Source organism: Alteromonas sp. ABM1_013 (genome assembly GCF_056160505.1).
On record NZ_JBSWXH010000006.1, the window covers coordinates 36978 to 54675 of the forward strand.

Genomic DNA, 17698 nt, shown 5'->3' on the forward strand with positions numbered 1-17698 from the left:
CATGAAAGAAAGCATTTTAGATGTAGTCCATAGTACAGCAAAAGATTTGAGCGAAGCCGGAGTAATGGATAAGCAGACTATGCATAAGTTTGATGCATTATGTTTACCCAAACTCAAGCAATATGATGGACAGCGGATAAAAGCAATACGTGAAAAAGCAAGAGTAAGCCAAGCTGTTTTTGCTGCCTATTTAAATATCACGCCATCTACAATCAAGCAGTGGGAGCAGGGGAGCAAAAAGCCTCGAGGTACTTCTTTAAAGCTTCTGAGCCTTGTTGAGCAGAAAGGTCTAGAGATCTTGATGTAACGTTTCTTTTGTTCTGCGCTTTTGCAAAGACAGAAAAGCATTCTTTATCTCATCGGTTTTAACAAAAAAGCGCCATAAAGGCGCTTTCAGGTTTCTAGAAGTACCAATGTCTACTTTTCTGCTAGCTTTGCTTCTAGCTCGGCTATGCGACTTTCCATAGCGTCTAACTTTTCGCGAGTGCGAATAAGCACTTGGCTTTGAATATCGAACTCTTCGCGAGTCACTAAATCAAGTTTCGACAGCTGCGACTGCAATACTGTTTTCACTCGGCCTTCTGCTTCTTCAGCCATGTTTTTAACGCCTGGTGGTACGGCATCAGCAATTTGTTTCGCTAAATCTTCGAGTTTCTTCGGATCCAACATGGAATTCCCTTATAATGCGCAGCTCAAAATATGAAAGCTATTCTATCGGTATCGTCGTGACATGCAATGAAAACCGTGTTACGCCCAAACGTACGTTGTTTTAGGAATTAAATGAAACTAAATGAAGCTCAAGAATCTGCCGTAACCTATGTGTCTGGCCCATGTTTGGTGCTGGCAGGGGCGGGTAGTGGTAAAACCCGTGTAATTACCAACAAGATTGCTCATTTAGTTAGAAACTGCGATATGCCAGCGCGCTATATTGCAGCGGTTACTTTCACCAACAAAGCCGCACGTGAAATGAAAGAACGTGTAGCGCAAACCTTGGGTAAGCCAGAAGCCCGAGGGCTAAAGGTATCGACCTTTCACACCATGGGCTTAACTATCATTAAAGCCCATGTAAAAGACTTAGGCCTAAAACCGGGGTTCTCGCTGTTCGATGATAAAGACTCGTTTGCCCTGCTTAACGACCTAACGTCCGACACCCTCGATGGCGATAAAGACCAGCTTCAGCTTCTGCAAAGCTGCATATCGAACTGGAAGAACGACCTTATATTGCCTGACGCCTTATTGAAGTCAGCAACCAGCACGGGCGAACGCGAATTTGCAGAAGCCTACAAGCGTTACCAAGACAACCTAAAAGCCTATAACGCGCTAGATTTTGATGACCTTATCCTGCTGCCCACGCTGCTTTTAAAAAGCAGCGAAACGATAAGAGCCAAATGGCAAAGCAAAATTCGTTATCTGCTGGTGGATGAATACCAAGATACCAACACCAGTCAGTACGAGTTAGTAAAGTTACTAGTAGGCGAGCGCGCACGGTTTACCGTGGTTGGCGACGACGACCAGTCTATTTACTCCTGGCGTGGCGCGAAGCCGCAAAACCTACATTTGCTGCAAGAAGATTTCCCTCGACTAAACGTGATTAAGCTGCAGCAAAATTACCGCTCGTCAGGTCGTATTCTGCATTGCGCGAATATTCTTATTCAGAACAACCCGCACCTGTTCGATAAAACACTATTTTCAGAGTTGCAGTACGGCGAACCGCTTAAAGTGATAGAGGCAAAGAACGAGGAACATGAAGGTGAGCGGGTGGTGGCAGAACTGCTGGCGCACAAGTTCATGAACCGCACCCAGTTTAAAGACTACGCCATTTTGTATCGCGGGAATCACCAAAGCCGTATTTTCGAAAAGCTGCTAATGAGCAACCGCATTCCTTACAAAATAAGCGGTGGCATGTCGTTCTTTGGTCGAGCTGAAGTGAAAGACATCATGGCCTATTTACGGCTATTGGTGAATCAGGACGACGATAACGCTTTGCTGCGTATAATAAATACGCCCGGGCGTGGTATAGGCCGTGCTACGCTAGAAAAACTGGGTAACTTTGCCAATAGCTTGGGTGTGTCTATGTTTGAAGCCGCGACCCATCCTAACTTAAACAGCGTGCTGCCTGATAAAGCCTTTCATTCGGTATCGACCTTTGCCCGCTGGGTAGTTGAGCTGTCGGACAACGCTGAACGTGGCAACACTGCAGATGCAGTGCGCACCATGATCCGCACCATGGGTTATGAAGAATGGCTGTATGAAACCAGCGCCAGCCCCAAGGCCGCAGAAATGGCCATGGCCAATGTGAGTACGCTATTTGGTTGGGTTAACGATATGCTGGAAGGCAACGACCTAGACCAACCCATGACTTTAACTGAGGTAGTGAACCGCTTAATTCTGCGCGACATGATGGAGCGAGGTGAAGACGATGGGGAAGGGGACCAGGTTCAGTTAATGACGCTGCATGCTTCAAAAGGTTTGGAATTCCCTATTGTGTTCCTAGTGGGTATGGAAGAGGGCTTATTGCCGCACCAAAGCAGTATTGACGAAGATAACGTAGAAGAAGAGCGCCGACTTGCCTACGTAGGTATTACCCGTGCCCAGCGCGAGCTGATTTTTAGCCTTGCCAAAGAGCGTCGACAGTTTGGTGAAGTGATTAACCCCGAGCCAAGCCGCTTTTTATTCGAACTGCCGCCCGATGACGTTCAGTGGGAAAACCAAAAGCCAAAGGCAACGAAAGAAGAGCGCCAGCAAAAAGCACAGGTGGGTATTGCTAACCTAAGGGGTATCTTAGGTAAAAAGTAGTCGGTAAGTATCTAACTCAGATAGCTTTATCAATGCAGATTGGTAGGAATAACCAGAGTGAGAAATTTCTTGGTCATATGTTTTGGGCATACCTTGGTGAGCAAGCATCAGCTGAAAGCGGGTAGTTAGCCAACAAAAGTTACAGATGGCGCGACTCGAATCTTACACCACCTATTTATTTTTTAGTGTAAGGCCTTTTATTGTAAGTGAGCGCTCACTTTTAGCTGGCTAGCAGTGCCATATCAAGCACTTTGGCGTGCTTTAATATCTTGCCCTGACCGTACGAACACTCAATTTCATTTAGGGCGTCAAGCTGGGCTTGAGAATCTACTCCCTCTGCGATCACCTTAAACTTAAGGTGTTCAGAAATAAGCATCACCGATTGAATAAGCTTTAAGTTACGCTGAGAACGCGGGAGTGATTTTACAAATCGGTGGTCAATCTTGATGAAGTCGAAGGGGTAAGCAAACAGGTAACTTAGCGAAGCTAATCCACTTCCAAAGTTATCAAGAACAAGGGTTACGCCAGCGCGTTTGAGCTTTTTAATTGCCGGTAAGATAAACTGCGAACGTCGATTTAAGTCATTTTCATCAAACTCAAACACAAGCTGGCTTGGCGTAATGTCAGATGCCGCAATTACGTCTATCATTTGATTAACCATAGAAGCCTGTAATAAGTGGTTAATCGACACATTCACCGCTATTTTGTTAATAGGCTCATCGGTATTCTTGTAGTGGTTTAGTAACTCGCATGCTTTGTTAAGCTGAAATAAATCAAGGTCTAGCGTTAGGCCGCTGTGCTCAGCCACTTCCCTAAACTGCTCACGGGCTATTTTGCCGTAGGCAGGGTGAGACCAGCGAATATACATTTCTTTATACAGCGTGCTCTTGTCATTTAAGTCAATCACTGGCTGCAAAAAGTAATCAAACTCTTCTTCACGCAGGGCGCGCCTGAATTCATTTTCAAGCTCCAGCTCTTCTATCAGCCTTTCGCGCATGCTCTTATCAAACATTACGTAACGGCCACGCCCCAGCGTCTTCGCTTGGTACATGGCTGCGTCGGCATCACGTAATACTTCGTCGGCGCTGCGATAATAGGTTTCTAAGTGGGCAATACCCACGCTGGCGCCGGAATACATTTCGCGACCATCCAGTAAGAATGGCTCTGAAATTGAAGAAATGATGCGACTAGCTACTTCTTCTACATCGGCTTCATCTTCGAAGTTATCTAGCAGTACAACAAACTCATCACCTCCTAAGCGGGCTAATAAGTCGTGACCGCGAATACACAGCGCAATGCGTCTTGCGACCTCAATTAAGAACTCGTCGCCCGCGTGGTGACCTAGCGTGTCGTTAATAACTTTGAAGCGATCTAAATCGATAAATAACACCGCGAATAGGTTGTCGCTGTAACGTTGCTTGCTGGCTACGGCTAGCTCTAACCGACTCGTAAACATAGCGCGGTTAGGTAAATCCGTTAACGAGTCGTGGTGGGCGTCGTGGATAAGCTTAAGCTCAATCTCTTTGCGCTCTTCAATTTGCTGCTTTAAAAACTTGTTCGCGCGGTTAAGTTCTGCAGTGCGCTCTTTCACGCGCTCTTCAAGCTCAATGTTATAGCGCTGCATCGACTCGGTGTTACGCTTGCGCTCAATGGCTACCGCAATGTGGTGCGATACAAAGCGAAGAAGCTCTTGGTCGCGGGCATTGTATTTTGCCAGTTTACCGTAGGTTTGAACTGCAATAACCCCGGCAATTTCGCCTTCAACGACAAGCGGTGAACCAAGCCACGAGTTAGCGCTATTTAGCATGGTCTGAGCAACAGAAACATCGAGGTCTCCCGACTCAGCTAGCTCTAACACCTTCGGCGGGTTTACTAGCTCAGCTTGGCCTGTACGTAACACATATTCGGTAAGCCCTAAGCCGAGCGGCCTGGCACTAATCTCTTTGTTTTTTGTATCGCTGAAGTACGGAAACTCCAACATATCTTTCTCTTTGTCGAGAATAGCTATGTAACAGTTCGGCGCGCTAATAAGCCGCGCAAGAATATCGTGAAGGCTGGAGTAGAAGGCATCCATATCGCCTTCAAGGTTGGCCGCCAGTTCAGAAATTTCAAACAGCGCTTGCTGCAGCGACTCTACTTTTTGGCGTTCTAAAATTTCTTCTTGAAGATCGTCGTTCGTTTTTCGAAGCTGGCGGGTACGCTCGCGAATAGTGCGTTCGGTAAGCTCTCTGTTTTTTACTCTATCTACGGTAGTAACAATATGCTGGGAAACAAAAAGCAGAACCTCTAAATCTTCCTGAGTGTAGTGCACGCCCTCATCATAAGTTTGCACTACCATTGCCCCAATCACTTGGCTACCGCGTTTAAGAGGAACGCCCAGTAGCTCATAGGGCTGTGAACCTACCAGCTTAATGTCGTGCTCAGAGGCAAAGGTTTCTTCTTCATCGCGTTTATAAAATAAGTAGTTGCCAGTTCTAAGAATATAGCCGGTCATACCGTCCATTAAAGACTCGGCAGGAAGCTGAGGAACGGTTTGTTCGTCGAATTCATCAATAAAATAGGCAAAGTCGACAACGTTGCTTTCAGGTTCGTAAAAGGCAACAAAGAAATTGTCGGCGTTCATGAAATCGGCAATGATTTCGTGAATAGCGGAGTAAAGGCGGTTTAGATGACTTACAGAGCTGGCAAGTTCGGAAATATCAAAAAGCGCCTTCTGAACACGTTCAGCGCGCTTATATTTGTCGGTGAGTTGTTGGAGCTGCGGTATAAGTTCGCGCAGTTCTTCTTCCGTCAACTCGTGTTGCGTCGAATCTTGTGACATTCCGCTCGCCAGTAAAAAAAGTAACGTTTCCCAACCGGTTAACTTACCCGATTAGAGGGTAAAACGCTACTTTTTCCATCAAGTTGTTGTGATCGTGCAGGTATTAGATACCTTCAATCATGTACTCAATAGCGGCTTTAATTTCGTCATCAGAACAGTTGCCACAAGTACCGCGAGGAGGCATAGCGTTGATACCGTTCAAAGCGTTTTGCCATACACCATCAAGACCGCGCTCGTCCAAACGAGGCTGCCAGTCTGCTGCAACGTGAACTTTAGGAGCGCCCAGAACACCTGCAGAGTGGCAAGCAACACACGCAGAGTTGTAAACGTCTTCGCCAGACTTTGCACCGCCAGCTGCGCCAGCGCTACCTTCTGCCGCTGCACCTGCAACATGTACCTGACCTACCGGCTTAATGCGATCGGCAATTTCATCGTTACTCATTTCTTGTGCTTGTGCTGCAAAAACAGTTAGCGCAGTAGCAGCAACAGTTAACCAAGTCTTTAATTTCACATCTGTCTCCAGGCAATGATGAATTTGTTTAAAATATAACTGGCCAGATTATAACGGTTAATTGGGGCTGAACAACTATTTGAGGCCAATTACCCATAAAAAGTAAGGATTTTTAACACTTCTGCCAAGCCATCTAAAGAGATTTTAATAAATGAGTTGAAGCCAGCCCGTGGCCTCAGTATTATTACGCCCCGTTTGCAGCATACGTGTAGTGATGTAGTTCATTGTTGTAAACGCTCAGTGATTATCTCACTGGTTCTACAAACCGCCCTTAGCTCAGCTGGATAGAGCGCGGCCCTCCGGAGGCCGAGGTCAGAGGTTCGAATCCTCTAGGGCGGGCCATTTTATTTTCTGATGACCTATGAAGGAATGATCCCCTTAAGCATTTCTATATCAGAATCGGATACACCAGCCATGGTAAAATAAGATATCCATTCATCAGTTAACGCTCGCACACTAGCAATGATTGTTTTGGCTTTTGCTTGAGTAAGTCCAAACCTTTTAGATTGAGACAGTGCATTTTCAAGCGTTCCTTCTCTGCCGTTAACCCCTATTCCAATTCCATGTTGGCGAGAATTGTTTATCGGTAATACGTCGTAGGCTGGAGATAAGCGCCAGTTTCTATCTGAGAAAGAATATAAAAAAGCATGATTTCTGGAGTGGTCATCAGTGTTACCCATTAGGATATTAAAAACCATGCGTGTGTACAGTTCATGGGCATCTCTCGGCTCTGCTCCATGCTTCATTATAAACTCTGCCAAAGCACCATAACTATAATTCTCAGCTAGTGTCTGATTCGTCAACTTTTCTTGGTTAATTAGGGAGTTAGCACTTAAGAAATGGTGTGTTGGTCTATCAGCGTTACAGTCGAATCGCTCTACTAATAGTATGTCTTCTTGTTGGCTATTAACTATAGACGTGTCTGCAACTCTAACGTTTAGCTCTTTTAGCATCGTCATTGTTGCATGTTCTACTAAACATACGTTGTATAAATCATCTGGGCGATTGAATTTCGCTAAGTAATTTATCCCCTTGTCTTCAATCAGTGTTTTGGGGCGGGCACCACCCATACTGGAGCCGTATTCAAACGCTTTTTTGACTTCCTGAGGAATGTCTTCATTTTTAAGAATTGCCCTCTTTCCTTGCAAAAGCATGGGGATATCGCCAAGCGTATTCTTATTCTTCTTTGGCTTACTTGCACTTCTAGATAAGCTAAAAGTAAGTGCGCCAACACCCATCCCAGAACCAGCCAGAACGAGTTCTAGGTCATTGTTAGGCTTAGTTGAGTGCAGCGACAAAATAAGCTTTTTACCCCAGCTATCTGCTCCAGCATCTAAGATAGCGCCAAACATCCCCTTATTTACTCTAGTAATAAACTGTTCGCTAAGTAGGGGAAGGTGGATTGGATCTAGAGGGAATGCATCATCCCTTTGGAGGTAGCTTTGTCCATATCGAAACTTCCCGATATTAGTCTTTGGGTCTAACTCAACAACGCCACATATAACCGGACTATTTTCGAGTCCATCAATAAAGACATAAGCTCTAGAAGTCATTAGGCAGTTCCTTTTCTACGAGAGAGCTTTTTCTCAAAGGATTATTGCTTACTAACTCGTATTCCTTTTCTATGGTTTCAATAAGTGGGTCAAGCACTTCGAGTTGATTTAATATTTTAAGCAACGTATCCGAATTTATGCCTTTTCCTCGCTCTAACCTGCTAACAGTATTTTTGCTAGTACCGGTTCTAAGCGCTAACTCTTCTTGATCCATAGAAGCGGCTCTCGCTTGCTTTACGAGGTTACCAAGCAGTTTTTTCGTGTATTCAACTTTGCCCATAAAACACCAAATATAGCCATTAGTGACGTAATTATTTAAGTATGGCTACTTAATAAAATGTGTCAATTAAATAGTCATATATGATGTTTTATGTCTTTAATCATAAAATATAATGTTTTATACGATCGGAAAATGTGGATTTGAGTATACTTCATCAGGCCGTACTTACTAAGAGAACCAATCAATAGGTCTGTTTAATTTCGTAAGGTCGCCTCCTTGGAGGCCGAGGTCAGAGGTTCGAATCCTCTAGGGCGGGCCATTTTATTTGTGGTTTTTGCGGAAACTAGAAGGTGTATAGTGAGTCGCTTTCTTAAAGAATTTAGTGAAATGTGCTTGGTCTTGAAAACCCAGCCGCTCTGCTACGGTAGAGATGTTGATATTCGAAAAAATCAAAAGCCTTTTCGCCTCATCCAATAAATATCTGTAAATCAATTCTGAAGCGCTTGATTGAGAATACTGCCTGCAAATTACATTAAGATGAGCGCTACTTACTCCTATCTTATTCGCGTACCATTTTACTTGGTGTTGTTCGCAACCATACTTCTTAATCAGCATCTCGTAAAAGCGGACCTTGTGTTCAGATCTAGACGGCTTAATCACAGGTTGACTTGTTGATGGCTCAACCCTACCGAGAATAATTAAAAGTTGTTGAAGTAACGCTATTGTCATAGCCCCGCTACAAGCGAAGACGTTACGGGCTTCGTCTTCCAGCTTTTGGCACAAATAGACGATATCATGAATGTACTTTCCGTCTAACCTCCCTATCAATGCATCGTCAATGAAACCCAAGGAATCTACATTCTGTGCTATTTGTTTTACCACGGGTGAAACAACAGATAACACATGCCCTTTCGACCCCACGTCCCAATCAAACCCATGAACAACATTTTCAGGTATAAAAAGCGCGCAGGGAGCGGTCACTATCGTATTTCTGTCATCGAGTTGAACTCTGCAACCGCCGGTCGTGATAACAAAAATTTGGCAAAGCGCCTTGTGACGATGAGGTAGTACCTTCCACCCGTGTAGCTGACTACGAACGGTCAGTGCTTCGCCATGAAAGAAAGCTTCGAACTCGTCAAAGCTATTTTCTACATAGAGCTCGAGATTTTTAGCGGTCAATTTTGACCTCCATCGTGAACCATTTTCCTGCTTGACGAGAGTTGATGACAATAGCGTCACTTTTGGTGTTGCTGTTACATTGCTTCAAGTGATTTGCCTTTCGTCTCTTTCACGAACTTCACGACAAAGAAAACAGATAAAAATGCAGCAAGTGCGTAAAGACTATAAGCACCAACCAAACCAATTGCTAAAAGCAATATTGGGAAGGTTATTGTAATGAGGAAGTTGGCGCTCCACTGTGCAAGGCCACTTATAGCTAAACCAGACCCTCTTACTTGATTAGGAAACATTTCACCTAACATTACCCACATCACGGGCCCCCACGATAAGTTAAAGAAGAAAACGTAAACATTAGCCGCCACTAGAGCGAGTGTTCCCATATGATCCGGCAGCTGAAGCTGTCCTTCTATAAATTGTCCGCTTTGAAATGCGATAACCATTAACGCTAGTGCTGTTGCCATACCGACAGAGCCGACAGTGAGTATGGGCTTTCGGCCCCATTTATCGATCAAGGTAATGGTAATAATACAAGCAAAGATACTCAGCCCTGCACTGAGTATATTTATTAGTAATGCATCTGACTCTGTAAACCCAACGGCTTGCCACAATACGGCACCGTAATAAAACACCACATTTATACCAACAAGCTGTTGTAAAACGGCTAGACCAATACCTACCCATACAACAGGCCTAACTTTGTTCGTTGATGTGTCGAAAATGTCTCGCATTGAAGGCTTATGATCAGCTTGCAGCGAGTCAGATATCTCGTGGTATATAAGATTGGCCTGCTGTTCTCCAAAAAGCGCACTTAACACGCTTTTGGCTTTTTCTTCTTTTCCAGAGAAAACTAAATATCTTGGGCTTTCTGGTATAAAGAACAGTGCGAAAAAAAACAAGCTTGCTGGGGCAAGTTCTACCCAAAACATCCAACGCCAGGCTTCAAATTCTGCCCACAATATGCCAGTTGATTTGCCTGCCGATAGCGCCAATGCATAGTTGCTAACAAATGCCGAGAAGAGACCAGTAATAATGGCAACTTGTTGAATAGTCGCCAAAGCGCCCCTGTATCTAGCTGGTGCAATTTCTGCAATATAAGCCGGTGACATGACGGAAGCTGCCCCTACAGCTATCCCTCCAAGTACGCGGTATATAACAAATTCAATCGAGCTACTAGCGAGCCCCGAGCCTAACGCTGAGATAATAAAAAAAACTGCTGCGACAATCAGCAGGCTTTTCCTACCAAAAATATCTGCTAATTTCCCCGCAAAAAAAGCGCCAATGGCACAACCTAATAGCATTGATGCAACGTTAAAACCTGTGCCTACATCATCGGCATTAAACGCAGATTGCAGTCCGTCGATGGTCCCATTAATCACGCCACTGTCGAAACCAAATAAAAAACCGCCAATAGTCGCTACCAAGCTGACCAGAATAATAGTGAATCGGTTTTCGTTAGTGTTTGCTTGTTGCACAAACTTTCTCCTAGTTGTTTTTATTCAGACTTTCCATGAAGGGAAAGTAAAGCTCACCTTTTCTTTCCTTTTCTATCTTCAAAGGAGTATCAGGGAATAAGCCGTTGTATTTATCAAATCTATTAGGTTCTACTTTCCACCAATCGGGAAAGGGAGCTGCTTCTAAACCCTCTTTTTTACGTAAGTTCAACCCCTCTGAAAGGCGAGCGTTAAAAGGAACAGAAGGCTTTGCCCCTGTTGCTGGAAATAAAGATTGATAAAGCGCTTTGCGAAGAGGAAGCAGCTTTTCTGCGTAATCAGGATGGCGAATTAAGTTTTTCCGCTCATCGGGGTCAGTACTTAAATCATACAGTTCTTCTATGTCCCAAACGCCGTGGTACTGAATGTATTTGAGGTCGCCTCGTCGTATTGAGAATGTGGTTGGGGTCATAGGAAATGAATATTCCCAGTAATACTCGTACACAAAGTCAGGGGCATCCCACTCCTCTTCCTTTACCGCACCAGTGGCAACGGGTAAGAAGCTTTTCCCTTCGAAGTGACTTGGTGCCGCTATACCAGCAAGGTCTAGAAATGTTGGGGCTAAATCAAGGTTTCGTACTAATGTATGGTTGCTCTCTCCTTCAGGAAGTAGACCGGGAGCACTTATAACAAGCGGTACCTTTATAGAGCTTTCATAAGCATTTCTTTTATCAATTAGGCCGTGTTCCCCAATCATAAAGCCGTTATCGCTGTAGAAAACGACCATAGTATTATCAAAGAGATTTTTCTTTTTCAGATAGCTAATAATTTCGCCTAAACCATCGTCTACCGCTGACAACGTTGCGTAATAATTTTTTAAGTAGTCACGCATTTTTCTGTCACTGGCATAGAAAAATTCGGCGCCATGCCAGCTATTTCTTTGATTATGAACCCACATAGGCTTGTTTTTAGCATCTTCTTTTGTCACCTTTGCGCTTTCAGGCAATGTAAATTCGACATCCTTGTACTGGTCCTTGTGGCGAGCGGCAGGCGTTGCATCTGAATGCACTGCTTTATGGCTTAGATAAAGTAAAAATGGCTGTGTTTGGTCGATATCGTTATCTAGCCACTCAAGTGCATAGTCGGTTAACTCATCTGTGATATAGCCTTTTTGATCAACGTGAACACCATCCACATTTAGCTGGTTTACAATCCCTTTGTTGCGTAATGGTGGAGGTACCCGGTCTTGCGGATAATAGGTGCCCTGACCGGTGAAACTTACCCATTTATCGAAGCCTTTACGGGGCATATCTGAGTGAGACCCCATATGCCATTTCCCAAAAAAGCCCGTTTGGTAGCCCGCGTCTTGTAAATACTGAGGGAAAAAGGTTAACCCCTCTTCGCTAGAATTATTATTATCAACGATCTTATGATTGCGAGTAGACATGCCTGTCAAAATTGATGCACGGCTAGGTGAGCACAAAGACGAAGTCACCAATGCATTTGTGAAGTGCACGCCGGTTGATGCCAAATCATCAATATTGGGGGTTTGGAGCGTAGGCTGAATGAAGCCCATTCCGTCATATCGAAGATCATCAACTAATACAAATACAATGTTTCGCTTCTGGCCATGCTCGCTTTCAGTTGCCAAGGCCTGGACAAAAAGAGTAAGTACACTGCAAACCGTGATAAAAACCTTCAATGTGCGCTTCAATTTATGCTCTCCAAAAAAAGTGCGCCGCCTTAGCGGCTCACACTATTGCGAAACTTCACAGTCGTCTGATGGTTCAAGCGAGATGTAATGTGATCATGTCGAGGTGAAGTAAGATATGGAAAAGTAATGCGTGTCCCAATCAAGCGCTGAGCTACCTGCAGCGAATTTAACCTACGGCGTGTATTTCATCGCTGGTCATGAAACAAATTACTTTTAACATTTCAGTAACCACCAATCCTAGAAAAAGCCGCGGTAAGGTAAAAATCGAAATTACAGATACTAAATATCTCTATACTCGATAGACGTTGTTGCCGCTATTTTTTTCGATGTTTACTCGGCTCAATAAAGGAACGAAGTCCACGGGTTTAGCTGCGTTTAGAGCTCAGGTGTTAAACGTTTTGCTAAGTATCATAGTTTGCGATAGGTGGGTATCACGAAATCGGAGTGTTCAAACGTTTCTATTTGGTTAAATTCTTGTAAACCGTTGGGTGGCTAGATTCAAAGACCGCTTTGTGAAACTAGCTAGCACATAACGCACTTTAATAACGCGGCACAAATAACACTCTCGAATGACTACTGAGAAGAGGGACACATGAAAAGCACATCAAAATTTAAACAGTCAGCGCTGGTAACCCTTATAGCAGCTGTTTTTGCTCAATCAGCCGTTGCGCAGAACGCTGAAACCGAAGCCAAGGATTCTGAAGGCTTTGAAGTTATTATGGTTAAAGCACAGCGTACTTCGCAAGATATTCAAAAAGTACCGGTAAGTGTACAAACATTATCTTCTGACGATTTACAAAAACAAAGCATCAATGAAATCACTCAACTTTCAACGCTGGCGCCTACATTACAACTAGGGCAAGACAACACCTTTGCCATTCGCGGTATTGGCACTCAAGTGTTTGCAGAAACCATTGACCCGAGTGTGGCGTTGGCAATTGACGGCGTAAGCTTAGGGCGAAATGCGCTTGCTGGCCAACCATTCAACGACATTGCCTCTGTTGAAGTGCTTAACGGTCCTCAAGGCTTGTTATTTGGTAAAAACGCATCCGCAGGTTTGGTAAACATTACAACAAGAAGGCCTGAGTTTGATGAATTCTCAGGTAATGTCTCATTAGAATATAACTACAGAGATACCACGCCCACAGATGCCAAAGGGCACATTATCAGAGGGACGGTAAATGTTCCTGTTTCAGATAATTCAGCGCTTCGTGTAAATCTGCTCAAATCGTCTCAAGATCCGCTTATCGAAAACGTGTTTCCTAATGACGATGTAAGAACAGACTTAGGTCAGGATAAATCGGGGATTAAAGTTAAGTACCTTTATGAAGATGGCCCCTTTTCTTTATACGCGATTGCCGATTACAACGAAAACGAAGGCACGGCTGAGCGCTACAGCCGAACCTATCGAACCGTAGATCCAAACAGTGAGTTATTGGACTTTTTTGAGCCAGACAATATTGTTCCAGGCCCTGAAAATATGACCAACAATTCAGATGGTGCAATGTTTAGCGACGTAGAGACAGGTGGAGCGCAAGTTGAGTTGGCGTATGAGTTTGATAGCGGTATAGAGCTCATTAATATTGCTGCGTGGCGTTACTTCGAAAGCGATACTAATTTGCACAATGACTTTGCATCTAGAAGAGACATTGTTGATAACCCAAATACCAACGACTACGAGCAATATTCAAACGAAGTGCGACTCGTATTCCCAAAAAATGACGATTATTCAGGGCAGGTTGGACTTTTCTACTTTAATTCTACCTCTGATATGACCAACAGCTTAGACGTTGAAGGCCCTCCTCCATTTGTTGCAGTTGGGTTCCCATTTTGCGTTGGCGCAGAGATTTCTGGACCGCCGCCAGAATGCCCGTATAGCAATGACGTTTTCTTAGGGAACGACAGCGATACTGAGCTAAAACAGGAAAGCTATGCTGTTTTTGGCCAGTTCGACTTTTACTTGACCGATAAATTTACGGCTGTCGCAGGTGCTCGCGTTACGCAAGACGACATTTCAACAGACGTTTTACAAATGCAGCGTAATTACTTTGTAGGGATAGGTGGCCCGCGTGGTCGATTCCAAGAATCAGTTGATAATACCAACGTCAGTTGGAAGCTGGGCGCTAACTATGAGTACACCAATAAGGTCATGCTGTACGCATCGATTGGGCAAGGCTATAAAGCACCTGGATTTAATACAGATAACCAAGGTAACCCTGATATTCCATTTGCAGTTGAAGATGAAATATCGACCACGTTCGAGGCCGGTGTAAAGAGCAGACTGCTAGATAACAAGGTTATCTTGAACGTGTCTGTGTTTAATACTGATTTTGATAACTACCAAGCGCAGTCGTTTAATCTAGACGCTCAAGCGTTCATTATTCAAAATGCGGCAAGCGTAACGTCCCGAGGTGCTGAAATTTCATTAAAGGCCATGGCAACTGAAAACCTCACGCTCCAATGGGACACGTCATTACTAGACGCAACGTTTGATAACTTTGAAGGTGCATCGTGTACGCCGGATTCTGAAGTTTGTGGTCCTGACGATGCGTTCTTTGATGCCTCGGGTTACACGCTTCCAATGGCACCTGATATTACTTCAACGCTGCAAGCAAACTATGAACAAGAGTTGACCGACAACATGTATGGTTTTGTGAATGCAAACGTATACTACCGCTCGGAAACGTCTTATGGAATTGGTTCGCCTCAGAGGGAGCTTGATGCAATAACAACTTTAAATTTGAGTGCCGGTATCTCTACCTACGATGGTTTAAACGTCTCTGTTTTCTGCAACAACTGTACTGATGAAAAGTATCCTGTTTCTATCGGCTTCGATGCAGGTGAAAACAATGAAGGGTTAGCCTCAACTGTACAGACATGGGGACTTAACTCAATGCGTACCATTGGTATAAGAGTATCTCAAGAGTTCTAATAATATAAAGCGCTAGGCCTGCGCCTAGCGCACTTTTCACTCATTAAAGACCCAAAAAATTCGATATCCTGTAACTATCGTTTTTAACGATAGTTATATATCCAAATTATCAACTATTTCTCACTTTGTGATTCTTTTAGCATAATTTGTTAATTTTGTTTTAAAATTTTTCGACGATGTTGCGATTTACGTGGCCTGGCAAACAGGGCAAAAGCGCGCATACTGCATGGAAAAAATTCATATGAAGTTTATAAAAAGATGCTCTGTTTTGATGGTTTTTCTTTCCGTACCCACTTTTTCTTCAGCTAATACGTCAGACGAGCTTAAACTTGGCCACGCGCCAGTGGAAGACATTGTTAAAGCAATGACGCTAGATGAAAAGGTAATGCTTGTTCGAGGAACCGGCATGGCCATGGAAACCGGTGGGCCACAAGTCGGTGTAACTAAAGATAAAGTGCCTGGCGCCGCAGGAACAACTTATGCGATAGAGCGACTAGGTATTCCTTCTATCGTTTTTGCCGACGGACCTGCAGGTTTGCGTATCTCGCCCACTAGAGATGACCATGAAGCAACCTTTTACGCCACTGCTTTTCCTATCGCCACCTTAATCGGTTCAAGCTGGAACCTTCCTCTTGTTCAAAAATTTGGGCAAGCGGTAGGTAATGAGGCCAAAGCGTACGGCATTGATGTGATGCTAGCGCCTGCATTGAATATACACCGGCATGCAATGGGAGGGCGGAACTTTGAGTATTTTTCTGAAGATCCCGTTGTAAGTGGAATGATGTCTGCTGCTTATGTTGAAGGCCTGCAAGACCAAGGGGTAGGTGCAACGCTAAAGCACTTTGTTGCTAACAACCACGAATGGAATCGTGATCAAATTGATGTAGAAGTAGATGAAAAAACGTTTAGGGAAATCTATTTAAAAGGGTTTGAAATTGCCGTGAAAGAGAGCGCACCATGGGCGTTAATGTCTTCGTACAACAAAGTTAATGGCGAATATACATCCGAAAGCAGTGCTATTTTAACGGACACCCTTCGTCACCAGTGGGGGTTCGACGGCGTTGTGATGACGGATTGGTTTGGTGGCGATAATCCCGTAAAGCAAATGTCGGCGGGCAACGATTTACTGATGCCAGGTATGGATCATCAAAATGCTATCATCAAAGGTGCCGTTGAGAACGGTGCACTAGAAGAGTCTGTTTTAGATCGTAACGTTAGCAATATTTTGAATCTAATTGTCAAAACCCACTCGTTTAAGAAAAGCACGGTCACCAACAAACCACCCCTTCAAGAACATGCCAAACTCGCTCGCGAAATCGCTACAGAAGGGATGGTACTGCTTAAAAATGAACACCAGGCACTACCTTTACAGGCTGGTGCTTCAGTTGCGTTGCTTGGAAATAGTTCGTATCAAACAGCGATTGGCGGCACTGGCAGTGGCGATGTTCATGAAGCTTACAGTATTTCAATAGCGCAAGGGCTTAAGAACGCAGGAATACATTTAAGCGAGGAATTATCATTACGTTACGATAAACACATCGCAACTGAAACTGCCAATTTGCCTGTATCCCACCATCCTTTAGCGGACATGATGCCAAGCCCTGCATTAGGTGAATTAGACATATCAACAACACTAGCTGAAGCGCTTGCACAAACCCACGATGTTGCCATCTTTACTTTAGGTCGCAATTCAGGAGAGTTCGTAGATAGAGAGCGTGAAGACTTTTATCTTACAGAACATGAACAGGCTCTTTTGACTAAGCTATCACGGGCTTTCTCGGCCAAAAACAAACCTTTTATCGTTCTTTTAAATGTTGGCGGTGTAATCGAGACGCAGAGCTGGAAAGAAAAAGCTGACGCCATATTGCTTACTCATCTACCTGGACAAGAAGCGGGTAATGCAGTGGCTGATATACTTACTGGTGAAGTAAGCCCGTCAGGCAAGCTTGCATCAACATGGCCACTTAAGCTTGAAGATTACCCATCAGATAAAGGCTTTCCTGGTTTTGTCACCGATAAAGAAGCAGAACCAAATGGCATAACCGGCTCTCAACCATCTAAAGTTGTTTATCAAGAGGGGACACGAGTAGGCTACAGATACTTTGATGCGGCGAACGAAGCGGTAGCATTTCCTTTTGGCTTTGGCCTGTCATACGCTAACTTTAGCTATCAAAACGTGTCTTTAAGCAGTACATCTTTTTCAGATGAGGTGAAAGTTAAGGTAACGGTTACTAATACCGGGGAGGTGCCAGCCAAAGACGTCGTTCAGCTTTATATTGGTGCACCACAAGGCCCACAATCCTTAATTAAAAAGCAGTTGAAGCATTTCGCTAAAACAACGCTGTTAGCGCCCAAGGCGTCAGAAGATGTAGTGTTTACCTTAACCGCAGAAGATCTCATGTCGTTTAATACAGAAAAAAACGCTTGGTACGCCGAGGCCGGGTTGTATGACGTGCATCTTGCTTCTTCATCTAAAAACATTTTTTCAACCCAGCCCCTTGAGTTGGAAAGCCCCATCTACCAGCCGCTTTAAAGGAGATTG

Annotated in this window: 12 protein-coding genes and 1 tRNA gene; 5 read left to right on the plus strand and 8 right to left on the minus strand. The window is 44.2% G+C overall.

Translation table 11 applies throughout. The features are described from left to right. Nucleotide 1 precedes the first annotated feature (1 nt). Nucleotides 2-307: a helix-turn-helix domain-containing protein gene (locus tag ACXAGK_RS17380; protein ID WP_069943488.1), complete on the plus strand. Its 306-nt coding sequence runs from the start codon at nucleotides 2-4 to the stop codon at nucleotides 305-307. A gap of 110 nt (nucleotides 308-417) precedes the next feature. Here the strand turns inward: ACXAGK_RS17380 and ubiK are convergent, their stop codons facing one another. After that, nucleotides 418-669 carry a ubiquinone biosynthesis accessory factor UbiK gene (gene ubiK / locus ACXAGK_RS17385; protein ID WP_012516595.1) on the minus strand — a complete coding sequence of 84 codons (252 nt, stop codon included), beginning with the start codon at nucleotides 667-669 and terminating at the stop codon, nucleotides 418-420. Nucleotides 670-780: 111 nt separating this feature from the next. Between ubiK and rep the strand changes: the two genes are divergently transcribed. Then, nucleotides 781-2796 carry a DNA helicase Rep gene (gene rep, locus ACXAGK_RS17390; protein WP_269917521.1) on the plus strand — a complete coding sequence of 672 codons (2016 nt, stop codon included), beginning with the start codon at nucleotides 781-783 and terminating at the stop codon, nucleotides 2794-2796. A 220-nt stretch (nucleotides 2797-3016) separates the two neighbouring features. On the opposite strand, the gene ACXAGK_RS17395 is transcribed toward rep, so the two are convergent. Beyond that, entirely contained in the window at nucleotides 3017-5617 is a 2601-nt protein-coding gene (locus ACXAGK_RS17395) for a sensor domain-containing phosphodiesterase (protein WP_474857203.1), read from the minus strand. Between the two features lie 103 nt (nucleotides 5618-5720). Continuing rightward, the gene (locus ACXAGK_RS17400) at nucleotides 5721-6128 is read right to left on the minus strand and encodes a c-type cytochrome (RefSeq protein WP_014947775.1); all 408 of its coding nucleotides are present in this window, start codon (nucleotides 6126-6128) and stop codon (nucleotides 5721-5723) included. Between the two features lie 265 nt (nucleotides 6129-6393). On the opposite strand from ACXAGK_RS17400, the gene ACXAGK_RS17405 reads away from it, so the two are divergent. After that, nucleotides 6394-6470: transfer RNA gene (locus ACXAGK_RS17405), tRNA-Arg, on the plus strand. Nucleotides 6471-6487: 17 nt separating this feature from the next. Here the strand turns inward: ACXAGK_RS17405 and ACXAGK_RS17410 are convergent. The 5 genes from ACXAGK_RS17410 to ACXAGK_RS17430 form a co-directional block, all read right to left on the minus strand. Next, nucleotides 6488-7681, minus strand: a complete 1194-nt coding sequence (locus ACXAGK_RS17410) for a type II toxin-antitoxin system HipA family toxin (protein ID WP_474857204.1) — start codon at nucleotides 7679-7681, stop codon at nucleotides 6488-6490. Beyond that, nucleotides 7671-7961 carry a helix-turn-helix domain-containing protein gene (locus ACXAGK_RS17415; RefSeq protein ID WP_474857205.1) on the minus strand — a complete coding sequence of 97 codons (291 nt, stop codon included), beginning with the start codon at nucleotides 7959-7961 and terminating at the stop codon, nucleotides 7671-7673. The genes ACXAGK_RS17410 and ACXAGK_RS17415 overlap by 11 nt, the downstream gene beginning before the upstream one ends. A 261-nt stretch (nucleotides 7962-8222) precedes the next feature. After that, nucleotides 8223-9080, minus strand: coding sequence for a helix-turn-helix domain-containing protein (locus ACXAGK_RS17420; protein ID WP_474857206.1), 858 nt, complete (start codon nucleotides 9078-9080; stop codon nucleotides 8223-8225). Between the two features lie 74 nt (nucleotides 9081-9154). Beyond that, on the minus strand, nucleotides 9155-10552 hold the full coding sequence (locus tag ACXAGK_RS17425; RefSeq protein WP_474857207.1) for a sugar porter family MFS transporter: 1398 nt from the start codon (nucleotides 10550-10552) through the stop codon (nucleotides 9155-9157). A gap of 10 nt (nucleotides 10553-10562) precedes the next feature. After that, complete coding sequence (locus ACXAGK_RS17430) at nucleotides 10563-12224, minus strand: sulfatase family protein (protein ID WP_474857208.1); 1662 nt, start codon at nucleotides 12222-12224, stop codon at nucleotides 10563-10565. 592 nt (nucleotides 12225-12816) lie between these two features. Here ACXAGK_RS17430 and ACXAGK_RS17435 point away from each other — a divergent pair. Further along, entirely contained in the window at nucleotides 12817-15156 is a 2340-nt protein-coding gene (locus ACXAGK_RS17435) for a TonB-dependent receptor (RefSeq protein ID WP_474805503.1), read from the plus strand. A 241-nt stretch (nucleotides 15157-15397) separates the two neighbouring features. Further along, entirely contained in the window at nucleotides 15398-17689 is a 2292-nt protein-coding gene (locus tag ACXAGK_RS17440; RefSeq protein ID WP_474857209.1) for a beta-glucosidase, read from the plus strand. Nucleotides 17690-17698: the final 9 nt, after the last annotated feature.

Coding starts and splice junctions, on each gene's coding strand:
- ACXAGK_RS17380 (WP_069943488.1), top strand. CDS start 2: ATGAAAGAAAGCATTTTAGATGTAGTCCATAGTACAGCAAAAGATTTG.
- ubiK (WP_012516595.1), bottom strand. CDS start 669: ATGTTGGATCCGAAGAAACTCGAAGATTTAGCGAAACAAATTGCTGAT.
- rep (WP_269917521.1), top strand. CDS start 781: ATGAAACTAAATGAAGCTCAAGAATCTGCCGTAACCTATGTGTCTGGC.
- ACXAGK_RS17395 (WP_474857203.1), bottom strand. CDS start 5,617: ATGTCACAAGATTCGACGCAACACGAGTTGACGGAAGAAGAACTGCGC.
- ACXAGK_RS17410 (WP_474857204.1), bottom strand. CDS start 7,681: ATGACTTCTAGAGCTTATGTCTTTATTGATGGACTCGAAAATAGTCCG.
- ACXAGK_RS17415 (WP_474857205.1), bottom strand. CDS start 7,961: ATGGGCAAAGTTGAATACACGAAAAAACTGCTTGGTAACCTCGTAAAG.
- ACXAGK_RS17435 (WP_474805503.1), top strand. CDS start 12,817: ATGAAAAGCACATCAAAATTTAAACAGTCAGCGCTGGTAACCCTTATA.
- ACXAGK_RS17440 (WP_474857209.1), top strand. CDS start 15,398: ATGAAGTTTATAAAAAGATGCTCTGTTTTGATGGTTTTTCTTTCCGTA.